Origin of the sequence: Streptomyces sp. NPDC005303 (assembly GCF_040607335.1) — a bacterium.
Taxonomy (GTDB): domain Bacteria; phylum Actinomycetota; class Actinomycetes; order Streptomycetales; family Streptomycetaceae; genus Streptomyces.
Map to the genome: position 1 here is coordinate 214,207 of NZ_JBEXGM010000004.1, position 14,477 is coordinate 228,683.

At 71.4% G+C, this 14,477-nt stretch carries 14 protein-coding genes; 5 read left to right on the forward strand and 9 right to left on the reverse strand.

Annotation, left to right across the window (positions count from 1 at the left end; genetic code table 11):
- Positions 1-14: 14 nt before the first annotated feature.
- The 8 genes from ABZT93_RS09140 to ABZT93_RS09175 all read right to left on the reverse strand — a co-directional run bounded on the left by ABZT93_RS09140 (position 15) and on the right by ABZT93_RS09175 (position 8,910).
- Positions 15-704, reverse strand: coding sequence for an SDR family oxidoreductase (locus ABZT93_RS09140; RefSeq protein WP_356101120.1), 690 nt, complete (start codon positions 702-704; stop codon positions 15-17).
- Positions 701-1,573, reverse strand: coding sequence for a cupin domain-containing protein (locus tag ABZT93_RS09145; protein ID WP_356101123.1), 873 nt, complete (start codon positions 1,571-1,573; stop codon positions 701-703). Before ABZT93_RS09145 ends, ABZT93_RS09140 begins: the two co-directional genes overlap by 4 nt.
- On the reverse strand, positions 1,570-2,922 hold the full coding sequence (locus ABZT93_RS09150) for an amidohydrolase family protein (RefSeq protein ID WP_356101126.1): 1,353 nt from the start codon (positions 2,920-2,922) through the stop codon (positions 1,570-1,572). Before ABZT93_RS09150 ends, ABZT93_RS09145 begins: the two co-directional genes overlap by 4 nt.
- 33 nt (positions 2,923-2,955) lie before the next feature.
- Entirely contained in the window at positions 2,956-3,936 is a 981-nt protein-coding gene (locus ABZT93_RS09155; protein WP_356101129.1) for an alpha-ketoacid dehydrogenase subunit beta, read from the reverse strand.
- Positions 3,924-4,901, reverse strand: a complete 978-nt coding sequence (locus ABZT93_RS09160; protein WP_356101132.1) for a thiamine pyrophosphate-dependent dehydrogenase E1 component subunit alpha — start codon at positions 4,899-4,901, stop codon at positions 3,924-3,926. The genes ABZT93_RS09155 and ABZT93_RS09160 overlap by 13 nt, the downstream gene beginning before the upstream one ends.
- Positions 4,888-6,273, reverse strand: coding sequence for a M24 family metallopeptidase (locus ABZT93_RS09165; RefSeq protein WP_356101134.1), 1,386 nt, complete (start codon positions 6,271-6,273; stop codon positions 4,888-4,890). Before ABZT93_RS09165 ends, ABZT93_RS09160 begins: the two co-directional genes overlap by 14 nt.
- A gap of 71 nt (positions 6,274-6,344) precedes the next feature.
- Positions 6,345-6,977, reverse strand: a complete 633-nt coding sequence (locus tag ABZT93_RS09170) for a cupin domain-containing protein (protein ID WP_356101137.1) — start codon at positions 6,975-6,977, stop codon at positions 6,345-6,347.
- Positions 6,978-7,764: 787 nt separating this feature from the next.
- The gene (locus ABZT93_RS09175; RefSeq protein ID WP_356101139.1) at positions 7,765-8,910 is read right to left on the reverse strand and encodes a sensor histidine kinase; all 1,146 of its coding nucleotides are present in this window, start codon (positions 8,908-8,910) and stop codon (positions 7,765-7,767) included.
- Positions 8,911-9,100: 190 nt separating this feature from the next.
- On the opposite strand from ABZT93_RS09175, the gene ABZT93_RS09180 reads away from it, so the two are divergent.
- From ABZT93_RS09180 to ABZT93_RS09195, 4 genes are all read left to right on the forward strand, one after another.
- Positions 9,101-9,469 carry a DUF4333 domain-containing protein gene (locus tag ABZT93_RS09180; protein WP_356101142.1) on the forward strand — a complete coding sequence of 123 codons (369 nt, stop codon included), beginning with the start codon at positions 9,101-9,103 and terminating at the stop codon, positions 9,467-9,469.
- Positions 9,470-9,488: 19 nt separating this feature from the next.
- Positions 9,489-10,172 carry an ABC transporter ATP-binding protein gene (locus ABZT93_RS09185; RefSeq protein WP_356101144.1) on the forward strand — a complete coding sequence of 228 codons (684 nt, stop codon included), beginning with the start codon at positions 9,489-9,491 and terminating at the stop codon, positions 10,170-10,172.
- Between the two features lie 15 nt (positions 10,173-10,187).
- Positions 10,188-12,176, forward strand: coding sequence for an FtsX-like permease family protein (locus ABZT93_RS09190; protein WP_356101146.1), 1,989 nt, complete (start codon positions 10,188-10,190; stop codon positions 12,174-12,176).
- Positions 12,177-12,340: 164 nt separating this feature from the next.
- The gene (locus ABZT93_RS09195) at positions 12,341-13,042 is read left to right on the forward strand and encodes a response regulator transcription factor (protein ID WP_356101148.1); all 702 of its coding nucleotides are present in this window, start codon (positions 12,341-12,343) and stop codon (positions 13,040-13,042) included.
- Between the two features lies 1 nt (position 13,043).
- On the opposite strand, the gene ABZT93_RS09200 is transcribed toward ABZT93_RS09195, so the two are convergent.
- Complete coding sequence (locus tag ABZT93_RS09200; protein WP_356101150.1) at positions 13,044-13,487, reverse strand: potassium channel family protein; 444 nt, start codon at positions 13,485-13,487, stop codon at positions 13,044-13,046.
- 168 nt (positions 13,488-13,655) lie between these two features.
- Here ABZT93_RS09200 and ABZT93_RS09205 point away from each other — a divergent pair, with 168 nt between their 5' ends.
- Positions 13,656-14,468 carry an SAM-dependent methyltransferase gene (locus tag ABZT93_RS09205; RefSeq protein WP_356101153.1) on the forward strand — a complete coding sequence of 271 codons (813 nt, stop codon included), beginning with the start codon at positions 13,656-13,658 and terminating at the stop codon, positions 14,466-14,468.
- Positions 14,469-14,477: the final 9 nt, after the last annotated feature.

The following is a 14,477-nucleotide window of genomic DNA, read 5'->3' on the forward strand; positions in this document are numbered from 1 at the left end:
CCGCACACCCGCGTTCAGCCGAGCAGCCACCCGCCGTCCACGCTCAACTCCACCGCGTTGACCGAGGCGTTGCGCAGCAGGAAGTCGACGGCGTCCACCACGTCCGCCATGGTCGCGAGCCGTCCCGTCGGGGTCCTGGCCCGCAGTCCCGCCAGGACCTCCTCCGGCTTGGCCCGCCAGTAGGGGCTGTCCCCCACGACCCCGGGATGGATCGCGTTGACCCGGACGGGAGCGAGTTCTACGGCCAGGGAGTGCATCAGCCCGGTCACCCCGGCGTTGACGGTCGCCACCGTCGTCGCTCCCGGGTAGGGCCGCTCCTTGGCCTGTCCGCCGAACAGCACGACGGCGCTGTCGTCGTACAGCCGGGGCCGCAGTGCGTGCACCACGGCGGTGTAGCCGACGAGCTTGAGGGTGACGAGGTGGACGGCGGCGTCGATGTCGTAGTCGGTCACCCGGTTCTCGTCACGGGAGATGCCCGCGATCACCAGGTGGTCGACGGTTCCCACGTCGCTCAGCGCGTCCACGATCCCCTTCGGCCGCGCGAGGTCCAGGGCAAGACCCCGGGCGCCGATCTCCTTGGCCGCGGTGTCGGTGCGGTGGACGTCCCGTCCGGTGATCACCACCTCGTCGCCGCGCTCGGCACGCACCCGGGCGAACTCCCTGCCGATGCCCGAGGTTCCGCCGATCACCACCACGCCACTCATCGGGAAGCCTCCCTCAGGTAGTCCCAGTCCCGGGTGAACCGGTAGGAGTGCCGCACCGGCGGCTGCGGCGCCTGTGTCTCCAGCCAACGCAGCGGCCCGTCACCGGCGTTGGAGAAGCCGTGCACACAACCGGCGCCCGCCCAGGCGCAGTCGCCCGGACCGAGCCGGTGGCGGGTGCCGTCGAAGACCGCGTCCACCTCACCTTCGAGGAACAGGTACGTCTCCTCGAAGGGGTGGTCGTGCGTGCCCGCGACGCCGTCGGGCGCGTACTGCACCATGAACATCGTCGAGGCCACCGCGCCCAGATCGCCGTCGACCATCATCTTCACGGTGATCCCGCTGTAGACCAGGAGCGCGGTGCGCATGCTCGCCGACACCGCGAGCAGGTCCTGGGACTGCTTGCCGGGATCCATCTGGGCGGGTTCGAAGTGCCCGAAGGACCGGGTGCGCGGGTCGCGGACGTCGATGCGGACGGGCGGGCGCACCGGCCACGGAGGGACCGTCTGGGTGTCGTACCCGTACCGGGCCCTCGGTACCGGCGCGAGCATGTCCGCCCAGCGGGCGCCCCCGTCCCCGGCACCGCGCCAGGCGTGCGCGACGCCGGTCGGGAGGAGGCCGTAGTCGCCCTCCTCCAGCAGATACGACCCCTCGGGCACATCGAGGATCACGGTCCCGTCGAGGATGTGGAAGCTCTCCTCGTACGAGTGCACATGGGCCGCGAGGCTCCCGTCGGGGCGCAGCTCGCACACCCCGAAACCGGTGTGCGAGCTGCCGTCGGCCTCGCCGACCAACTCCCGTCGCCGGTAGCCGTGTTCGTCGTAGGACGGCTCCGGGAGGTCGGTGGCCCTGCGCACCAGGTGTCGCGTCACGCCCGGGCCTCCTTCGCGGCCAGCAGCCGGTCGCGGGACTCCTCGACCAGGCGCCGGGCGCGCGCCACGTCGGCCGTGAGCCTGCCGTCGCGCTTGCGGACGACGCCGTCGACGAGGACCGTCTCCACGTTGGACACGTCGGCGCTCAGGGCCACCGCGGCGGCCGCGTCGTGAACGGGGGCCACGTTCAGGGCGGTTGCGTCGATCGCGACGACATCCGCGCGCTTGCCCGGGGTGAGTGATCCGGTGCGGTCCTCCAGGCCCGCGACGTGAGCGCCGTTGCGGGTGGCGATCTCCAGCATCTGACGTGCCGTCAACATGGTGTCGGGGACCGGGATGTCGGCCTGCCAGCTGTCCGCGTTGACACGGGCACGCTCGGCGCCGAAGGCCGCGCGGATCTGGGTGAACATGTCGCCGGGCACGGTGGTGACGACGTCGATGCTGAGGGAGGGGCGCAGGCCGTGCTCGATCGCCTTCATCACCGGCGGCCAGCCGTGCCCCATCTGCGTCTCCACCTGCGGCGCGACGGAGACCGTACCGCCGCTGTCGGCGACCAGCCGCCACTCCTCCTCGCTGAGGTAGCAGCAGTGGATGTAGGTGGTGTCGGGGCCGAGCAGTCCGAGGTCGTGGAGCTGCTTGACCATGCCGAAGCGGCCGGCGAGCCGTCCCATGGCCACGTGCACGGTGATCGGGATGCCGAGTTCGCGGGCGAGGCCCCATTCGGAGGTGACGACGTCGTTGACGCAGAAGCCCGGTCCGCGGGTGGCGAGGGCGAGGGTGAGCAGGCCGTCGTCGGAGTCGGCGGAGAAGTACTCGGTGCGGATCCGGCGTACGTCGTCACCGGGGATCGCGATCTTGCTCTCGAACCAGTAGTCGGCGAGGGAGGTGTTGGCGCTGCCGTACGCGTACTGGGCGCGGATGCCGGCCTCCGTGAGAGCCCGGATCGCCGCGTCCGGGTGTTCGGGCGTGTTGTTGATGTGGGACCAGTCGACCAGCGTGGTGATGCCTGCGTTGAGGCACTCCAGGGCGCCCGCGAGGTTGGCCGCGTAGACGTCCTCGGGGGTGTAGAGGGGGGCGAAGGTGTCGAGGATGTCGACGAAGTAGTCGTCGAGGGTGGCGTCGGGCGCCACGTTCCGGATCGACGCCTCCCAGGTGTGGCGGTGGCTGTCGACGAAACCGGGGATCACGATGCGGCCGGTCATGTCGAGGACCTCGGCGTCCGCGCTGATGTCGCGGTCCACGGCCGCGATCCTCCCGTCCTCGATGAGGACGTCCCCCCTCGGCAGGTCCCCGATGTCGGGGTCCATGGAGAGCACGTGTCCGGCACGAAGGAGTATCCGATGGGTCATCGCGCTTCCTCCTCAGGGGCGTTCAGGGGGTGTTCAGTACGCGGCCAGGCTCCTGACGGCCGCCACGACCTTGTCGACGGTGGGGATGACCTGTTCCTCCAGCGCGTCCGCGAACGGCAGCGGCACGCACTCCCCCGTCACCCGCCGCACCGGCGCGTCCAGCAGCCCGAACCCCTCGTCGGCGACGACGGAGACGAGCGTGGCACCCCAGCCGCCCTGGTACGGGTTCTCCTCGACGGTCACCAGCCGGGAGGTCCGGGCGAGGGAGTTGAGGACGGTGGCCATGTCGAGCGGCACGAGGGAGCGCAGGTCGACGACCTCGACGTCGACACCCTCCTCGGCGAGCCGCTCCGCGGCCGTGAGCGCGACCGGCACCATCGAGGCGAGCGCGACCAGCGTCACGTCGGCGCCCTCGCGGACGACGGCGGCGCGCCCCAGTTCGACCACGTGGTCCGGCGGCGGGGGTGGCCCCTTGGTGGCCAGCAGCCCCTTGTGCTCGAAGAACACGACCGGGTCGTCGCTGCGGATCGCCGCCGCCATCATCCCCACGACGTCGGCGGGGGTGGAGGGTGCCGCGATCTTCAGCCCGGGGACGGTCAGGGCCCAGTTCTCGGTGGCCTGCGAGTGCTGGGCGCCGAAACCGAGCCCGCCGCCGTTGGCGGTGCGCACGACGAGGGGCACGGTGACCTGGCCGCCCGTCATATAACGCACCTTGGGTATCTCGTTGGCGAGGTAGTCCCAGCAACAGGCCAGGAAGTCGGAGAACATGATCTCCGCGACGGGCCGCATCCCGGTCATCGCGGCGCCCATCGCCGCGCCCACGATGGCCTGTTCGGAGATCGGTGTGTCCCACACCCGCTCGGACCCGAACTCCTTGTGCAGCCCCGCGGTCGTCTTGAACACCCCGCCCGCTTGGCCGATGTCCTCCCCCAGGCAGACCACGGACGGATCACGCCGCATCTCCCGCGCGATGCCCTCGGCGACGGCCTCCCGGTACGTGATCACGTCCGCCATGCCGCACCTCCGTCGGCCCATACGTCGGTGAAGGCCTCGCGGGGATCGGGCGGCGGCGCGTTCTTCGCGGCCTCTACCGCCTCCTGTACGACGATCCGCGCGCGCTCGTCGGCCTCGGAGACCGTCTCCTCGGGCACCCCGGCCTCGACGAGCCGCCCGCGGGCGATGTCCAACGGGTCGTGCTTGAGCCAGCGTTCGACCTCCTCGGCCGGTCGGTACGTCGCCGGGTCGGTGCGGCTGTGCCCGAAGTGGCGGTAGGTCTCGGCCTCCAGCAGGGCGGGCCCGTCTCCGGCCCGGGCCCGCCGCGCCAGCCGTGCCACCGTCTCCCGGACGGAGACGACGTCATTGCCGTCGACGACCTCGCCGGGGATGCCGTACGCGGGCGCCCGGTCGGCGGCGGGCCGGGGCACCGCGGTGACGTCGGCGATCGGCGTGTACTCCATGTACAGGTTGTTCTCGCAGACGAACAGCACGGGCAGCTTCCACACGGCGGCCAGGTTCAACGCCTCGTGGAAGGCGCCGATGTTGGTGGCGCCGTCCCCGAAGAAGGCGACCGCGAGCTGTCCGGTGCCGCGCAGCTTCGCCGACCAGGCGGCACCGACCGCCATCGGGAGGTGGGCGCCGACGATGGCGTAGGAGCCGAGCATGTTCGTGGCTGCCTTGGTGAGGTGCATGGAGCCGCCCTTGGCCCCGCACAACCCCGTTGCCCTGCTCATGAGTTCGGCGAGGCACTCCTCGGGGGTGGCGCCCCGGGCCAGCGCGTGGTGGTGGCCGCGGTAGGTGGCGAAGACGTAGTCGTCGTCGCGCAGGGCGGCGCTCGCGCCTACGGCGATCGCCTCGTGGCCGGCGGCGAGGTGGGTGGTGCCCTTGACGAGGCCCTGGAGGAACAGGTCGTGGGCGGCCTTCTCGGTACGGCGGATGAGGGCCATCCGCTCGTACAGGGCGAGGAGTTCAGCGGTGTCCATCGCCGGTCCCCTGATGTCCGTCAGCGGTCCCTGTGTTCACGGTGTTCGGGTTGTTCACGGTGTTCAGGTGGGACTGCGCCTCCCGGGCGGTGTTGAGCTCGCCGCCCACCGTCCAGTACTTGCGGCCCGCTACCAGGAGTTCCTCGGCGGGGAACTTGGTGATGACCTCGCAGCCGTCGGCGGTGACGACCAGTTCCTCCTCGATCCGGGTGGCGGACCAGCCGTCGGCGGCGGGCCAGTAGGTCTCCAGGGCGAACACCATGCCCTCTTCGAGGACCTCGGGGTGGTCCAGGGAGACCAGGCGGCTGAAGATCGGCTTCTCCCAGATGGACAGGCCGACGCCGTGGCCGTACTGGAGGGCGAAGGCGGCGGTCTCGTCGGCGAAGCCGAACTCCTCGGCGCGCGGCCACACCTGGACGATGTCGGCGGTGGTGGCGCCCGGCCGGACGAGGGCGATGGCCTGGTCCATGTACTCCCGGCAGCGGACATAGGCGTCCCGTTGGGCGAGGGAGGCGCTGCCGACGGCGAAGGTGCGGTAGTAGCAGGTGCGGTAGCCGAGGTGGCTGTGCAGGATGTCGAAGAAGGCGGGGTCGCCGGGGCGGATCAGGCGATCGCTGTAGACGTGCGGGTGGGGTGAACAGCGTTCGCCCGAGATGGCGTTGACGCCTTCGACGTACTCGCTGCCGAGGTCGTAGAGGACCTTGCTGACCAGTCCGACGCACTCGTTCTCGCGGATGCCGGGGCGCAGGTGGGCATAGAGCTCCTCGTAGGCCGCGTCGACCATCGCGCAGGCCTGGGCGAGCAGGGAGATCTCGTCGCCGGTCTTGACGCGGCGGGCCTCCAGGAAGACCTGCTGGCCGTCGACGACGTCGATGCCCTCGGCGCGCAGGGCGGCGAGGACGGGCATCTCGGCGACGTCCACGCCGAGCGGTTCGCCGGCGAGGCCGTGGGCACGCAGTTCGGCGGCGATCTTCGCGGCGACGTCCTCGGCGATCCCGGCATCCGGGTGGAAGGCGCCGCGCAGGGTGGAGATACCGGCGCGGGCTCCGGTGGGCGGGCCGCCCTTGCCGTCGCTGTAGTCGAGCCATGGGTTGTAGAGCTGGTGGTGGCGGGCCGCGGAGCCGAAGTCCCAGACGATGGGTTCGCCGCCGCGGACCAGCAGGGTGAAGCGGATCAGCTTGTCCATCGCCCAGGTGCCGATGTGCGTGGCGGTCATGTAGCGGATGTTGGCGAAGTCGAAACTGAGCACGGCACCCAGTTCGGAGCGGTTCAGCGTGTCGTGGAGCCGGGCCAGGCGCTGTCGGCGCAACCGGTCCAGGTCTACGCGCTCTTCCCAGTCGACGGCATTGGGGCCGTAAGTGCGGATCGCCATCGCGACCACCCCCACCATCGAGTCAACGACCGTCCACAGGGAGTGTCAAGTGACACTGAACGGTTTGGCTGTCACGGGATGGTGTGGCTCGATACGAACCAGACACCCACGGCCGGTTCGTCGCCGTCGTTGCGATAGCGGTGGGGGGTCGTGGACTCGAAGCAGACGGCGTCGCCTGGGCGCAGGACCTGCTCGTCGAAACCGAGGGTGAGGACGAGTTCACCGGAGGTCAGGTAGCCGTACTCGGTCCCGGCATGCCGCATCAGACCACCCGAACCGGAGGAGGAGCCGCCGGGCCGGTACGTGACGAGCAGGAAGTCCACGTCCGTGCCGGGGACGTGCCCGAGCCGCTCCCACACCACGCCGGAGTCCAGTTCCAGCACCTCCCGCTCACCAGGGGTGACCAGGGGGCCGATACGCCGGCCGGGATCGGCCGAGAAGGCCGCCAAGGCGTGTACGACGGTCAGCTCGCCCACGGCCACGGAGGTCTCCTGCCCCTCGAAGAGGGATTCCACCGAGATGCCGAGAGCCGTGGTGATCGCGTACAGCGTGCTCACCGACGGCTGGCTCTTTCCGGTCTCGATCTGGGAGACCAGACTCGCGGAGACGCCGACCTCGCGGGCCAGGGCGCGCAGCCCCAGGCCTCGCTCCAGACGGGCCTGCCGGATGCGTGCGCCGACGGCCGGCACGGGGGCAGGGGACACGGGCGACCTCCTCTCCTGTGCAGCCCCATTGAACAACCCGGCCCGACGCCCGGGAAAGACCTCCCGCCTCCCGGGGGCAGGGACGCAGCCCCCGGGTGGTCCGGGAAGCGGCGAACTTCCGGTCGCCCCGGGAAAGACCTCCCCCCGGGGAGCAACGCAGCCCCTGGTCGTCCGGGAAGCGGGGAAGTTCCGGTCGTCCGGGAAGTGGCGCAACCCCGGGGTGTCCGGGAAGCGGGGAAGTTCCGGTCGACCGGGAAGAGGCGCAATTCCGGGGTGTCCGGCGAGCGACGTACTGCCGGGTCATCCGGAGAGCGACGGAATCCCGGGTCGTCCGAGGACGAGCGCGCATTTTCCTGGAGAGAACGTCCGCGCCACCGCAGAGAACCCCGGCGCGACCCGGGCAATGCCGAGCGGACGCCCCCTGGACCGCCGCCCGCACCCGGAATGCAGTTCCTCCCGGCCGTGGCCCTCGACGTTCGAGCACGACGTGCGGGGAGCCGTACCGGTCGGCGACGGGCCCGCGTCATACGACGATGAGCACGCGCATGCCCCGGCAGCGGCCGCCCGCGCCCGAGAAGGTGCGTCCCCGTCATCCGAGAGAACACGCACCCGGCCCAGGCACGGGGGCCGCCTCTCCCGCCCCCGAGCACGAAGCCTCGTCATCCGGCGAAGAGCACGAACACCCCCGGACAGGCCGCGCCCCCTCCGGCCGTGTCCGGCCAAGAGCACGCACACTCACCACTCACCCCGCGGCAGCCCACCCGCACCCCGACCACAACTCCCCCCGTCACCCGGGAAAGAGCGCCCGCACCTCCCACCCGTACTCCGCCCGCGGCCCCGCGTGCAGTTCACCGCCGAGTGCCGTCACCCGCTCCTTCAGGCCGACGAGCCCGAAGCCGCCCCCGTGAGCCGCCGGAGGCAACTGGCTGCCGCCGCGCCCGTCGTCGGAGACCGACACCTCCAGGCGCCCCTGCTCGTGGCGCAGGCCGACGGTGACCTCGGTGGCGTCGCCCGCGTGCCGTCGTACGTTGGTCAGGGCCTCCTGCACCACCCGGAAGGCGGCCGCCTGGACCTCGTGCGGGAGGTCGTCGGGCACCGCGGCTTCGCGGTGCAGGGTGGCCTTCTGGATGGGGCTCGCGAAACCCTCGACGAGACCGTCGATGCCCGCGAGGTCGCCCACCGGTCGGCGATCGGCCGCGTCCCCGGTGTCGCGCAGCACGCCGACCGTGCGGCGCATCGACGCCAGCGCCTCGGTCGCGGCCCGTTCTATACCGGCGAGGACAGGGTCGAGTTCGTCCGCGCCGGTGTCCGCCATCATGCGCGCCACCTGGGTCTGCACCAGGATCCCGGTGACATGGTGGGCGACGAAGTCGTGCAGGTCGGCGGCGATGGCCAGGCGCTCCGACCGCCGGGTCTCGCTGACAGCGACGGTCCGCCGGTAGTCCTGGGAGCGCAGATACGCGGCGAACGCCACGGTGAGGCCGACCAGGACGAACCCGATCAGCATGTACGCCAGCATGAGGTCGTTGTCGTCGAGGAAGGGCCGTACCGGCAGCGCGAGCACGGCACCGCCGTCGAGCGACGCGCATGCCATGACCGAGGTGCGCGGGCAGTGCCGTACTGCGACGAACAGCAGGCACAGCAGGATCACCACCTCACCCGGTCCGAACAGGGCACCGGTGCGCAGCACCGAGTCGACCGTGCACAGGAGGGAGGCCACGGCCGGCACGACTGCGCGCAGTTGGGGGGTGAGCCAGGGTGGGCGCCGGTGGGCCGGCCACAGTACGGCGGCGGTGCCGAGCAACAGCACGGCCGCCTGCGGCCAGCCGACACCCCTGTCAGTGCCCGAGGCGAGGAGGTCGACAACGGCCGCTGCGACGAGGGCACCTATGCCTGCGGCCCCTACACAACCCCGGGCGGAAACGGACTTCATGCCACTCACCGTATGTGCGGCCGCCGCGCGCTGGATCGGCCGAACGGTCGAGACAACGCCGCGCCGGGCCCAACGATCGTGGCCGTTCGGCCGAGGCGGGCGCCTGCTCCCGCGGGCGAGAGTGGAGCCACTTCCGAGGAGACGCCTCTCCGCCGGAGGCACTTCCTCCCTCTCCCCTCTGGAGTACGCGATGCAGAGCAAGTACCTCGTCGGTACCGTCGGCGCAGTGGCCGGCGCGGCCGTCGTCTTCGGACTGGGCGGCCACTTCCTGGCCGGCACCGAGTCGACCACCTCGCTGGACACACGGAGCACGGCGTCCGTCGGCGGCCACAAGGCGCTCGCCGCGTACGTCGTCGAGGGCCGGACCCAGAGCAAGTACCACCCGTTGCCGTGGGTCGGCGTGAAGGTCACCGACGTCTCCTGCCCGAGCGGGCTGAAGGCCGTCGCCGGCGCCACCCTCACCTGTACCGGCAAGAAGAGCGGCGGCGGGACCGTGGACATACCCGTCAAGGTGGTCAAGGCCTCGGCCAAGTCCGTCACCTGGAAGTTCGACCGCTAGCAGAGGACCGGCTCACGTGATGAACACCGTCCTGGCCGGTTACGGCCTCGTCAAGAAGTACGGCTCGACCACCGCGCTCGCCGGGGTGGACGTCGAGGTCCGCGAGCGCGACTCGCTGGCGATCATGGGTCCGTCCGGCTCCGGCAAGTCCACGCTGCTGCACACCCTCGCGGGGATCGTCCGCCCGGACGGCGGCGAGGTGCTGCTGCGGGGCGAGCGCATCGACCGGCTCGGTGAGAACAGACTGAGCGCCCTGCGCCGCAAGCGGTTCGGGTTCGTCTTCCAGGCGGGTCAGCTGCTCCCGGAGCTGCCCGCCGAGGAGAACGTGGCGCTGCCGCTGATGCTGGAGGGCATGCCCCGCAAGCAGGCTGTCGAGCGGGCCCGCCGCTGGTTCGCGCCGCTGGGCCTCGACGGCCTCGCGCACCGCAGGCCCGGCCAGCTCTCGGGCGGTCAGGCCCAGCGCGTGGCGATCGCCCGGGCGTTGGCCGTCGAACCGGACGTGGTCTTCGCGGACGAACCGACCGGCGCCCTGGACCAGGCCACCAGCACGGAGGTCGTCCGGCTGCTGACGTCGGTCACGCGGCAGCAGGGCGCAGCCCTGGTGATGGTCACCCATGACGCGGAGGTCGCCGCCCACTGCGACCGCGTCCTTCAGGTTCGCGACGGCCGGATCAACGGCCACAGCCAGTACACGGTCGCCTGAGCGGCAGGAGATGTCATGCGTTCCCCCGTCCCACCCCTGACCTGGCACATCGTCCGGTCCTCCGGCCGCCGCGGCTTGCAGAGCCGGCTGCTTGCGGCCGGTGCGGCCGCCGTCGGCACATTCGTCCTGCTGGTGATGGTCGCCGCCGCCCTCGGCTCCGGCGCCCGCGCCGACCGCACCGCCTGGCGCACCCCCGAGCCCACCAGGCACGGCACCGCGATCCAGGCCCTGGCGACGACGTACATCCGCCATGAGCCCGTCAGCGTCGTCTCCCTCGCCCAGCTCCCCGGGCGCCGCGGGACCCCCGCGCCGCCCGGCCTGGCCGCCTTCCCGGAGAAGGGCGAGGTGTACGTCTCCCCCGCCCTGGCCGCACTGCTGCACCGGCTGCCCGGGAACCAACTCGCCGACCGCTTCCCGAAGGTGTCCTCGTACGGCACGATCGGCGCCGCCGGTCTGGCCTCGCCGGACGAACTGGTGGCCGTCGTCGGGCGCGCCCCGACCGATCCTTCGGTTTCTAAGGCGGCCGAGGTGTCCACGGTGTATGACATCGACCAGGCCGCGCGTGCCGAGATCACCGGTTTCTCGGGCACCCACGCGAGCCTGTTCACCACCTACGACCAGCAGACGGCGCTGGTGGGTGTGGCACTGCTCGTGATGCCCGTGGTGGTCCTCTCGGCGGCCTCCGGGCGGCTCGGCGCGGCCCGGCGCGAGCAGCAACTGGCCGCTCTGCGACTGGCCGGGGCGACTCCGCGTCAGATCATCGGCATGACCGCGCTGGAGACCGCGGCGCTCGGCGCGGCCGGTGCCCTGACCGGTGCGGTCCTGTACGTCGGGTCGCTGCCCCTGCTGGCCGAGATCCCCTACGGCATCGGCGGCTGGTACGTGAGTCAGCTGTGGGTGGGGCTGCCGTGGCTGGCTGCGATCGTGGTGGCGGTCACCGGGCTCATCACGGTCAGCGCGGTGTCGATGCTGCGTCAGGTCGTGACCTCGCCGCTCGGGGTCGCCCAGCAGGCCGACCCTCGGCGGACCCGGATCATCCGACTCGTGCTGTTCGTGGCGGTCCTGTTGTACCTGTGGAGTTCCACCGACGGCGGGCAGTTGTCGACCCGGCAGGTGCTCGGCCTGCTGCTGCTGTTCTACGGGGCGTTCTGGCTGTTCGGGCCGTGGGTGGTGGACCGGCTCGGCCGCCTGGTCAGCCGGTTCGCGCGGGGCCCGGCGACCCTGCTGGCGGGCCGTCGTCTGAGCGATGATCCCCGGGGCGCCTGGCGCACGGTCAGCGGTCTGGTGCTGGCCGGGTTCGCGGCGGGGTTCTTCGCCGTGAGCATGGTCGGCATGGACGGCTCGGCCTACCGGGGCCAGGTCGCGGTGGTCGGCGCGCACTCCTCCGAGGTCCGCACACTCCTGCGTGACGCCGGTGTCACCGCCACCGTCGACACGGTGGGCGAGGACGACTGGGACGGGTTGTTGCCGGGCACGTCGGGCGTGATCGCCCACATATCCGGCGGCGGGCAGGCCCGTCTCGACACCGCGGTCACCGCCCTGACGTCCGCCGACCCGGCACGACCGCCCTTCACCCAGGACTACGCGACGGCGGGCGACCGCACCGCCATCGGTCGCTTCGCCGAGGTCAGCACGGCGACTCTGGCTCTGAGCTTCCTCAACGCCACGACCTCGGCCGGCCTCACCGCCGCCGCGGGTGTCCTGGACCGGCGCCGGATCTACGGCCTGCTCCGTCTCGCCGGCACGCCTCTGAAGGTGTTGGACCGGGCCCGTGTCCGCGAGACCGTCATCCCCCTGGTCGCTCTGGCGGGCGGCACCACCGCCACCGGCGTCTATGTCTCCTCCCGCCTCAACGAAGCCTTCGGCGCCTCGATCAATGTGAAGGGCGCACTGGAGCTGGCCGTGTGCGTGGCCGTGGGCGCGCTGGCGATGTTCGCGGCGATCGGCGGCAGCAGGCCGTTGCTCAGGAGGGTGACGGAGGGCGCGGCACGGAGCACCGACTGAAGCGTCGGCACCACCCGCGGACAGAAGCGCAGCATCCCCGATCACCCGTCGATGCGGCCACCACACGTCACGCCCCCGCCCGCCCCACCGAAGCGACCACGCATCCACCCCGCCCTCCGTCCACAGCCGCACCGCACCCGCCCCCCCTGAGGCATGATCGACCCATGACGAGCCCCACCCCGCCGGCCGCGCCCATCCGTGTGCTGATCGCCGACGACCAGGACATGGTCCGTACCGGCTTCCGCTTCTTCCTGGACGCGCAGCCGGACATCACCGTGGTCGCCGAGGCCGCGGACGGGGAGACCGCGGTGCGGCTGGCCCGGGAGGTGCGGCCCGATGTGTGTCTGCTGGACATCCGGATGCCGAAGCTGGACGGGCTGGAGGCGACCCGGCTGCTGGCGGGACCCGGTGTCGCCGATCCCATGCGGGTGGTCGTGGTCACCACCTTCGACCTCGACGAGTACGTCTACGGCGCGCTGCGCGGCGGTGCCTGCGGGTTCTTGTTGAAGGACTCCGGGCCCACGCTCCTCGCCGAGGCGGTCCGTGCCGCCGCGGCCGGTGACTCGCTGGTCTCCCCGTCGGTCACCGTGCGCCTGCTCCGGCACGTCACGGCGGTCCCGGCGCCCGAGCCGGTCGTGGCGGCCCGCCCCGCCCCGGACACCGAGCCCCTGACCGACCGTGAGCTCGACGTGGTCCGCCTGGTCGCCCTCGGCCGTACGAACGCGGAGATCGCCGCCGAACTGTTCGTCTCCCTCTCCACCGTCAAGACCCACCTCTCCAGCGTCCAGCTCAAACTGGCCGCACGGAACCGCGTGGAGATCGCCGCCTGGGCCTGGCAGCACGGGCACGCGCGGCCGGAGGGCTGAGTCACTGTTTTTTCTTCGCCCCCAGCAGTTCTTCCAGCCGGTCGAACCGCTCGTGCAGGGCGTGCATCGTCTCGGAACCCACACTGTGCAGACGTTTGTGCTCCCGCGCCACGAACCAGGTGGCGAGCGCCGCCGTGACCATGCCGTACGTCGTGATCCCGACGACCATGACCACGATGCCGACGACGCGGCCCCACCAGGTCACGGGGTAGAAGTCGCCGTATCCGACGGTCGTCGCCGTCTCCACCGACCACCACAGGGCCTTCGGGTACGAGGTCAGAGTGGCGCGCCGCGCTCCCTCCTCGGCGACGACCACCGCCCAGGAACCGGTGAGCATCACCATGAGGAGCACGAGCGTCGCCCCGCCCGCCGCCCTCCGATGCAGCGAGCGCCCGTCCCGGCCGAGCATCAACTCGGCCACCCTGGTGAGGAATCCGGGCAGCATGCTCACTCCTCGAAGTCCTTGGGCGGGGCGGGCGTACGGGGCCAGTGTCACCGCCGAGAGGGCGCCCGGCACCTCGGGCAGGGCGTTCGAGTCGCGGTTTGCGGGACAAGCTGATCATCGGACGGCACAATGGCGGCAACGGCCGCAGGCGCGAGAAGGAGCACAGTCGTGAGCGAGAGCCACACCCCGTCGGGTGCGTCGGCGAGGCTGAACACAGGTGTGGCGCACAACGCGCGCGTGTGGAACTACTGGATCGGCGGCAAGGACAACTACGAGGTCGACCAGCGGGTCGGCGACCATGTCGCTGGAATGTTCCCGATCATCAGGGAGATCGCCCGCGCGGACCGCTGGTTCCTGGGCCGTTCGGTGCGCTTCCTCGCCGAGGAGCAGGGCATCCGGCAGTTCCTCGACGTCGGCACCGGGCTGCCGACCGTGGACAACACCCACGAGATCGCCCAGCGCATCGCGCCCGACGCCCGGATCGTCTACGTCGACAACGACCCCATCGTCCTCGTCCACGCCCGCACCCTGCTGACCAGCACTCCCGAGGGCGTCACGGACTACATCGACGCCGACGTCCACGACCCGGCCGCGATCCTCGAACGAGCCTCGCAGACTCTGGACTTCAGCAAGCCGGTCGCGGTGATGATGCTCGGCATCCTCAACTTCGTCCTCGACACCGAGGAGGCGCGCCGGATCGCACGCGAGATCATGGCCTCGATGCCCGCCGGCAGCCATCTGGCCCTGACCCACCCCACGTTCGACGCCGATCTCGGCGGCGAGGGCCAGATCCCGGCCATGAAGTTCTGGAACGAGAACGCCACTCCGCCGATCACGGCCCGCAGCGGCGAGGACATCGCCACGTTCTTCGAGGGACTGGACCTCCTCGAACCGGGCCTGGTCTCCTGCTCGCAGTGGCGTGCCGAGCCCGACTCCCCGCCCGTGGTACCGCAGTTCGGCGCGGTGGCCGTGAAACCCTGACGAGGGATC

What these genes read in the sequence shown, in the direction of transcription:
- ABZT93_RS09180 (WP_356101142.1), top strand. Translation starts at nt 9,101, where the DNA reads ATGCAGAGCAAGTACCTCGTCGGTACCGTCGGCGCAGTGGCCGGCGCG.
- ABZT93_RS09185 (WP_356101144.1), top strand. Translation starts at nt 9,489, where the DNA reads ATGAACACCGTCCTGGCCGGTTACGGCCTCGTCAAGAAGTACGGCTCG.
- ABZT93_RS09175 (WP_356101139.1), bottom strand. Translation starts at nt 8,910, where the DNA reads ATGAAGTCCGTTTCCGCCCGGGGTTGTGTAGGGGCCGCAGGCATAGGT.
- ABZT93_RS09140 (WP_356101120.1), bottom strand. Translation starts at nt 704, where the DNA reads ATGAGTGGCGTGGTGGTGATCGGCGGAACCTCGGGCATCGGCAGGGAG.
- ABZT93_RS09195 (WP_356101148.1), top strand. Translation starts at nt 12,341, where the DNA reads ATGACGAGCCCCACCCCGCCGGCCGCGCCCATCCGTGTGCTGATCGCC.
- ABZT93_RS09150 (WP_356101126.1), bottom strand. Translation starts at nt 2,922, where the DNA reads ATGACCCATCGGATACTCCTTCGTGCCGGACACGTGCTCTCCATGGAC.
- ABZT93_RS09165 (WP_356101134.1), bottom strand. Translation starts at nt 6,273, where the DNA reads ATGGCGATCCGCACTTACGGCCCCAATGCCGTCGACTGGGAAGAGCGC.
- ABZT93_RS09155 (WP_356101129.1), bottom strand. Translation starts at nt 3,936, where the DNA reads ATGGCGGACGTGATCACGTACCGGGAGGCCGTCGCCGAGGGCATCGCG.
- ABZT93_RS09190 (WP_356101146.1), top strand. Translation starts at nt 10,188, where the DNA reads ATGCGTTCCCCCGTCCCACCCCTGACCTGGCACATCGTCCGGTCCTCC.
- ABZT93_RS09200 (WP_356101150.1), bottom strand. Translation starts at nt 13,487, where the DNA reads ATGCTGCCCGGATTCCTCACCAGGGTGGCCGAGTTGATGCTCGGCCGG.
- ABZT93_RS09160 (WP_356101132.1), bottom strand. Translation starts at nt 4,901, where the DNA reads ATGGACACCGCTGAACTCCTCGCCCTGTACGAGCGGATGGCCCTCATC.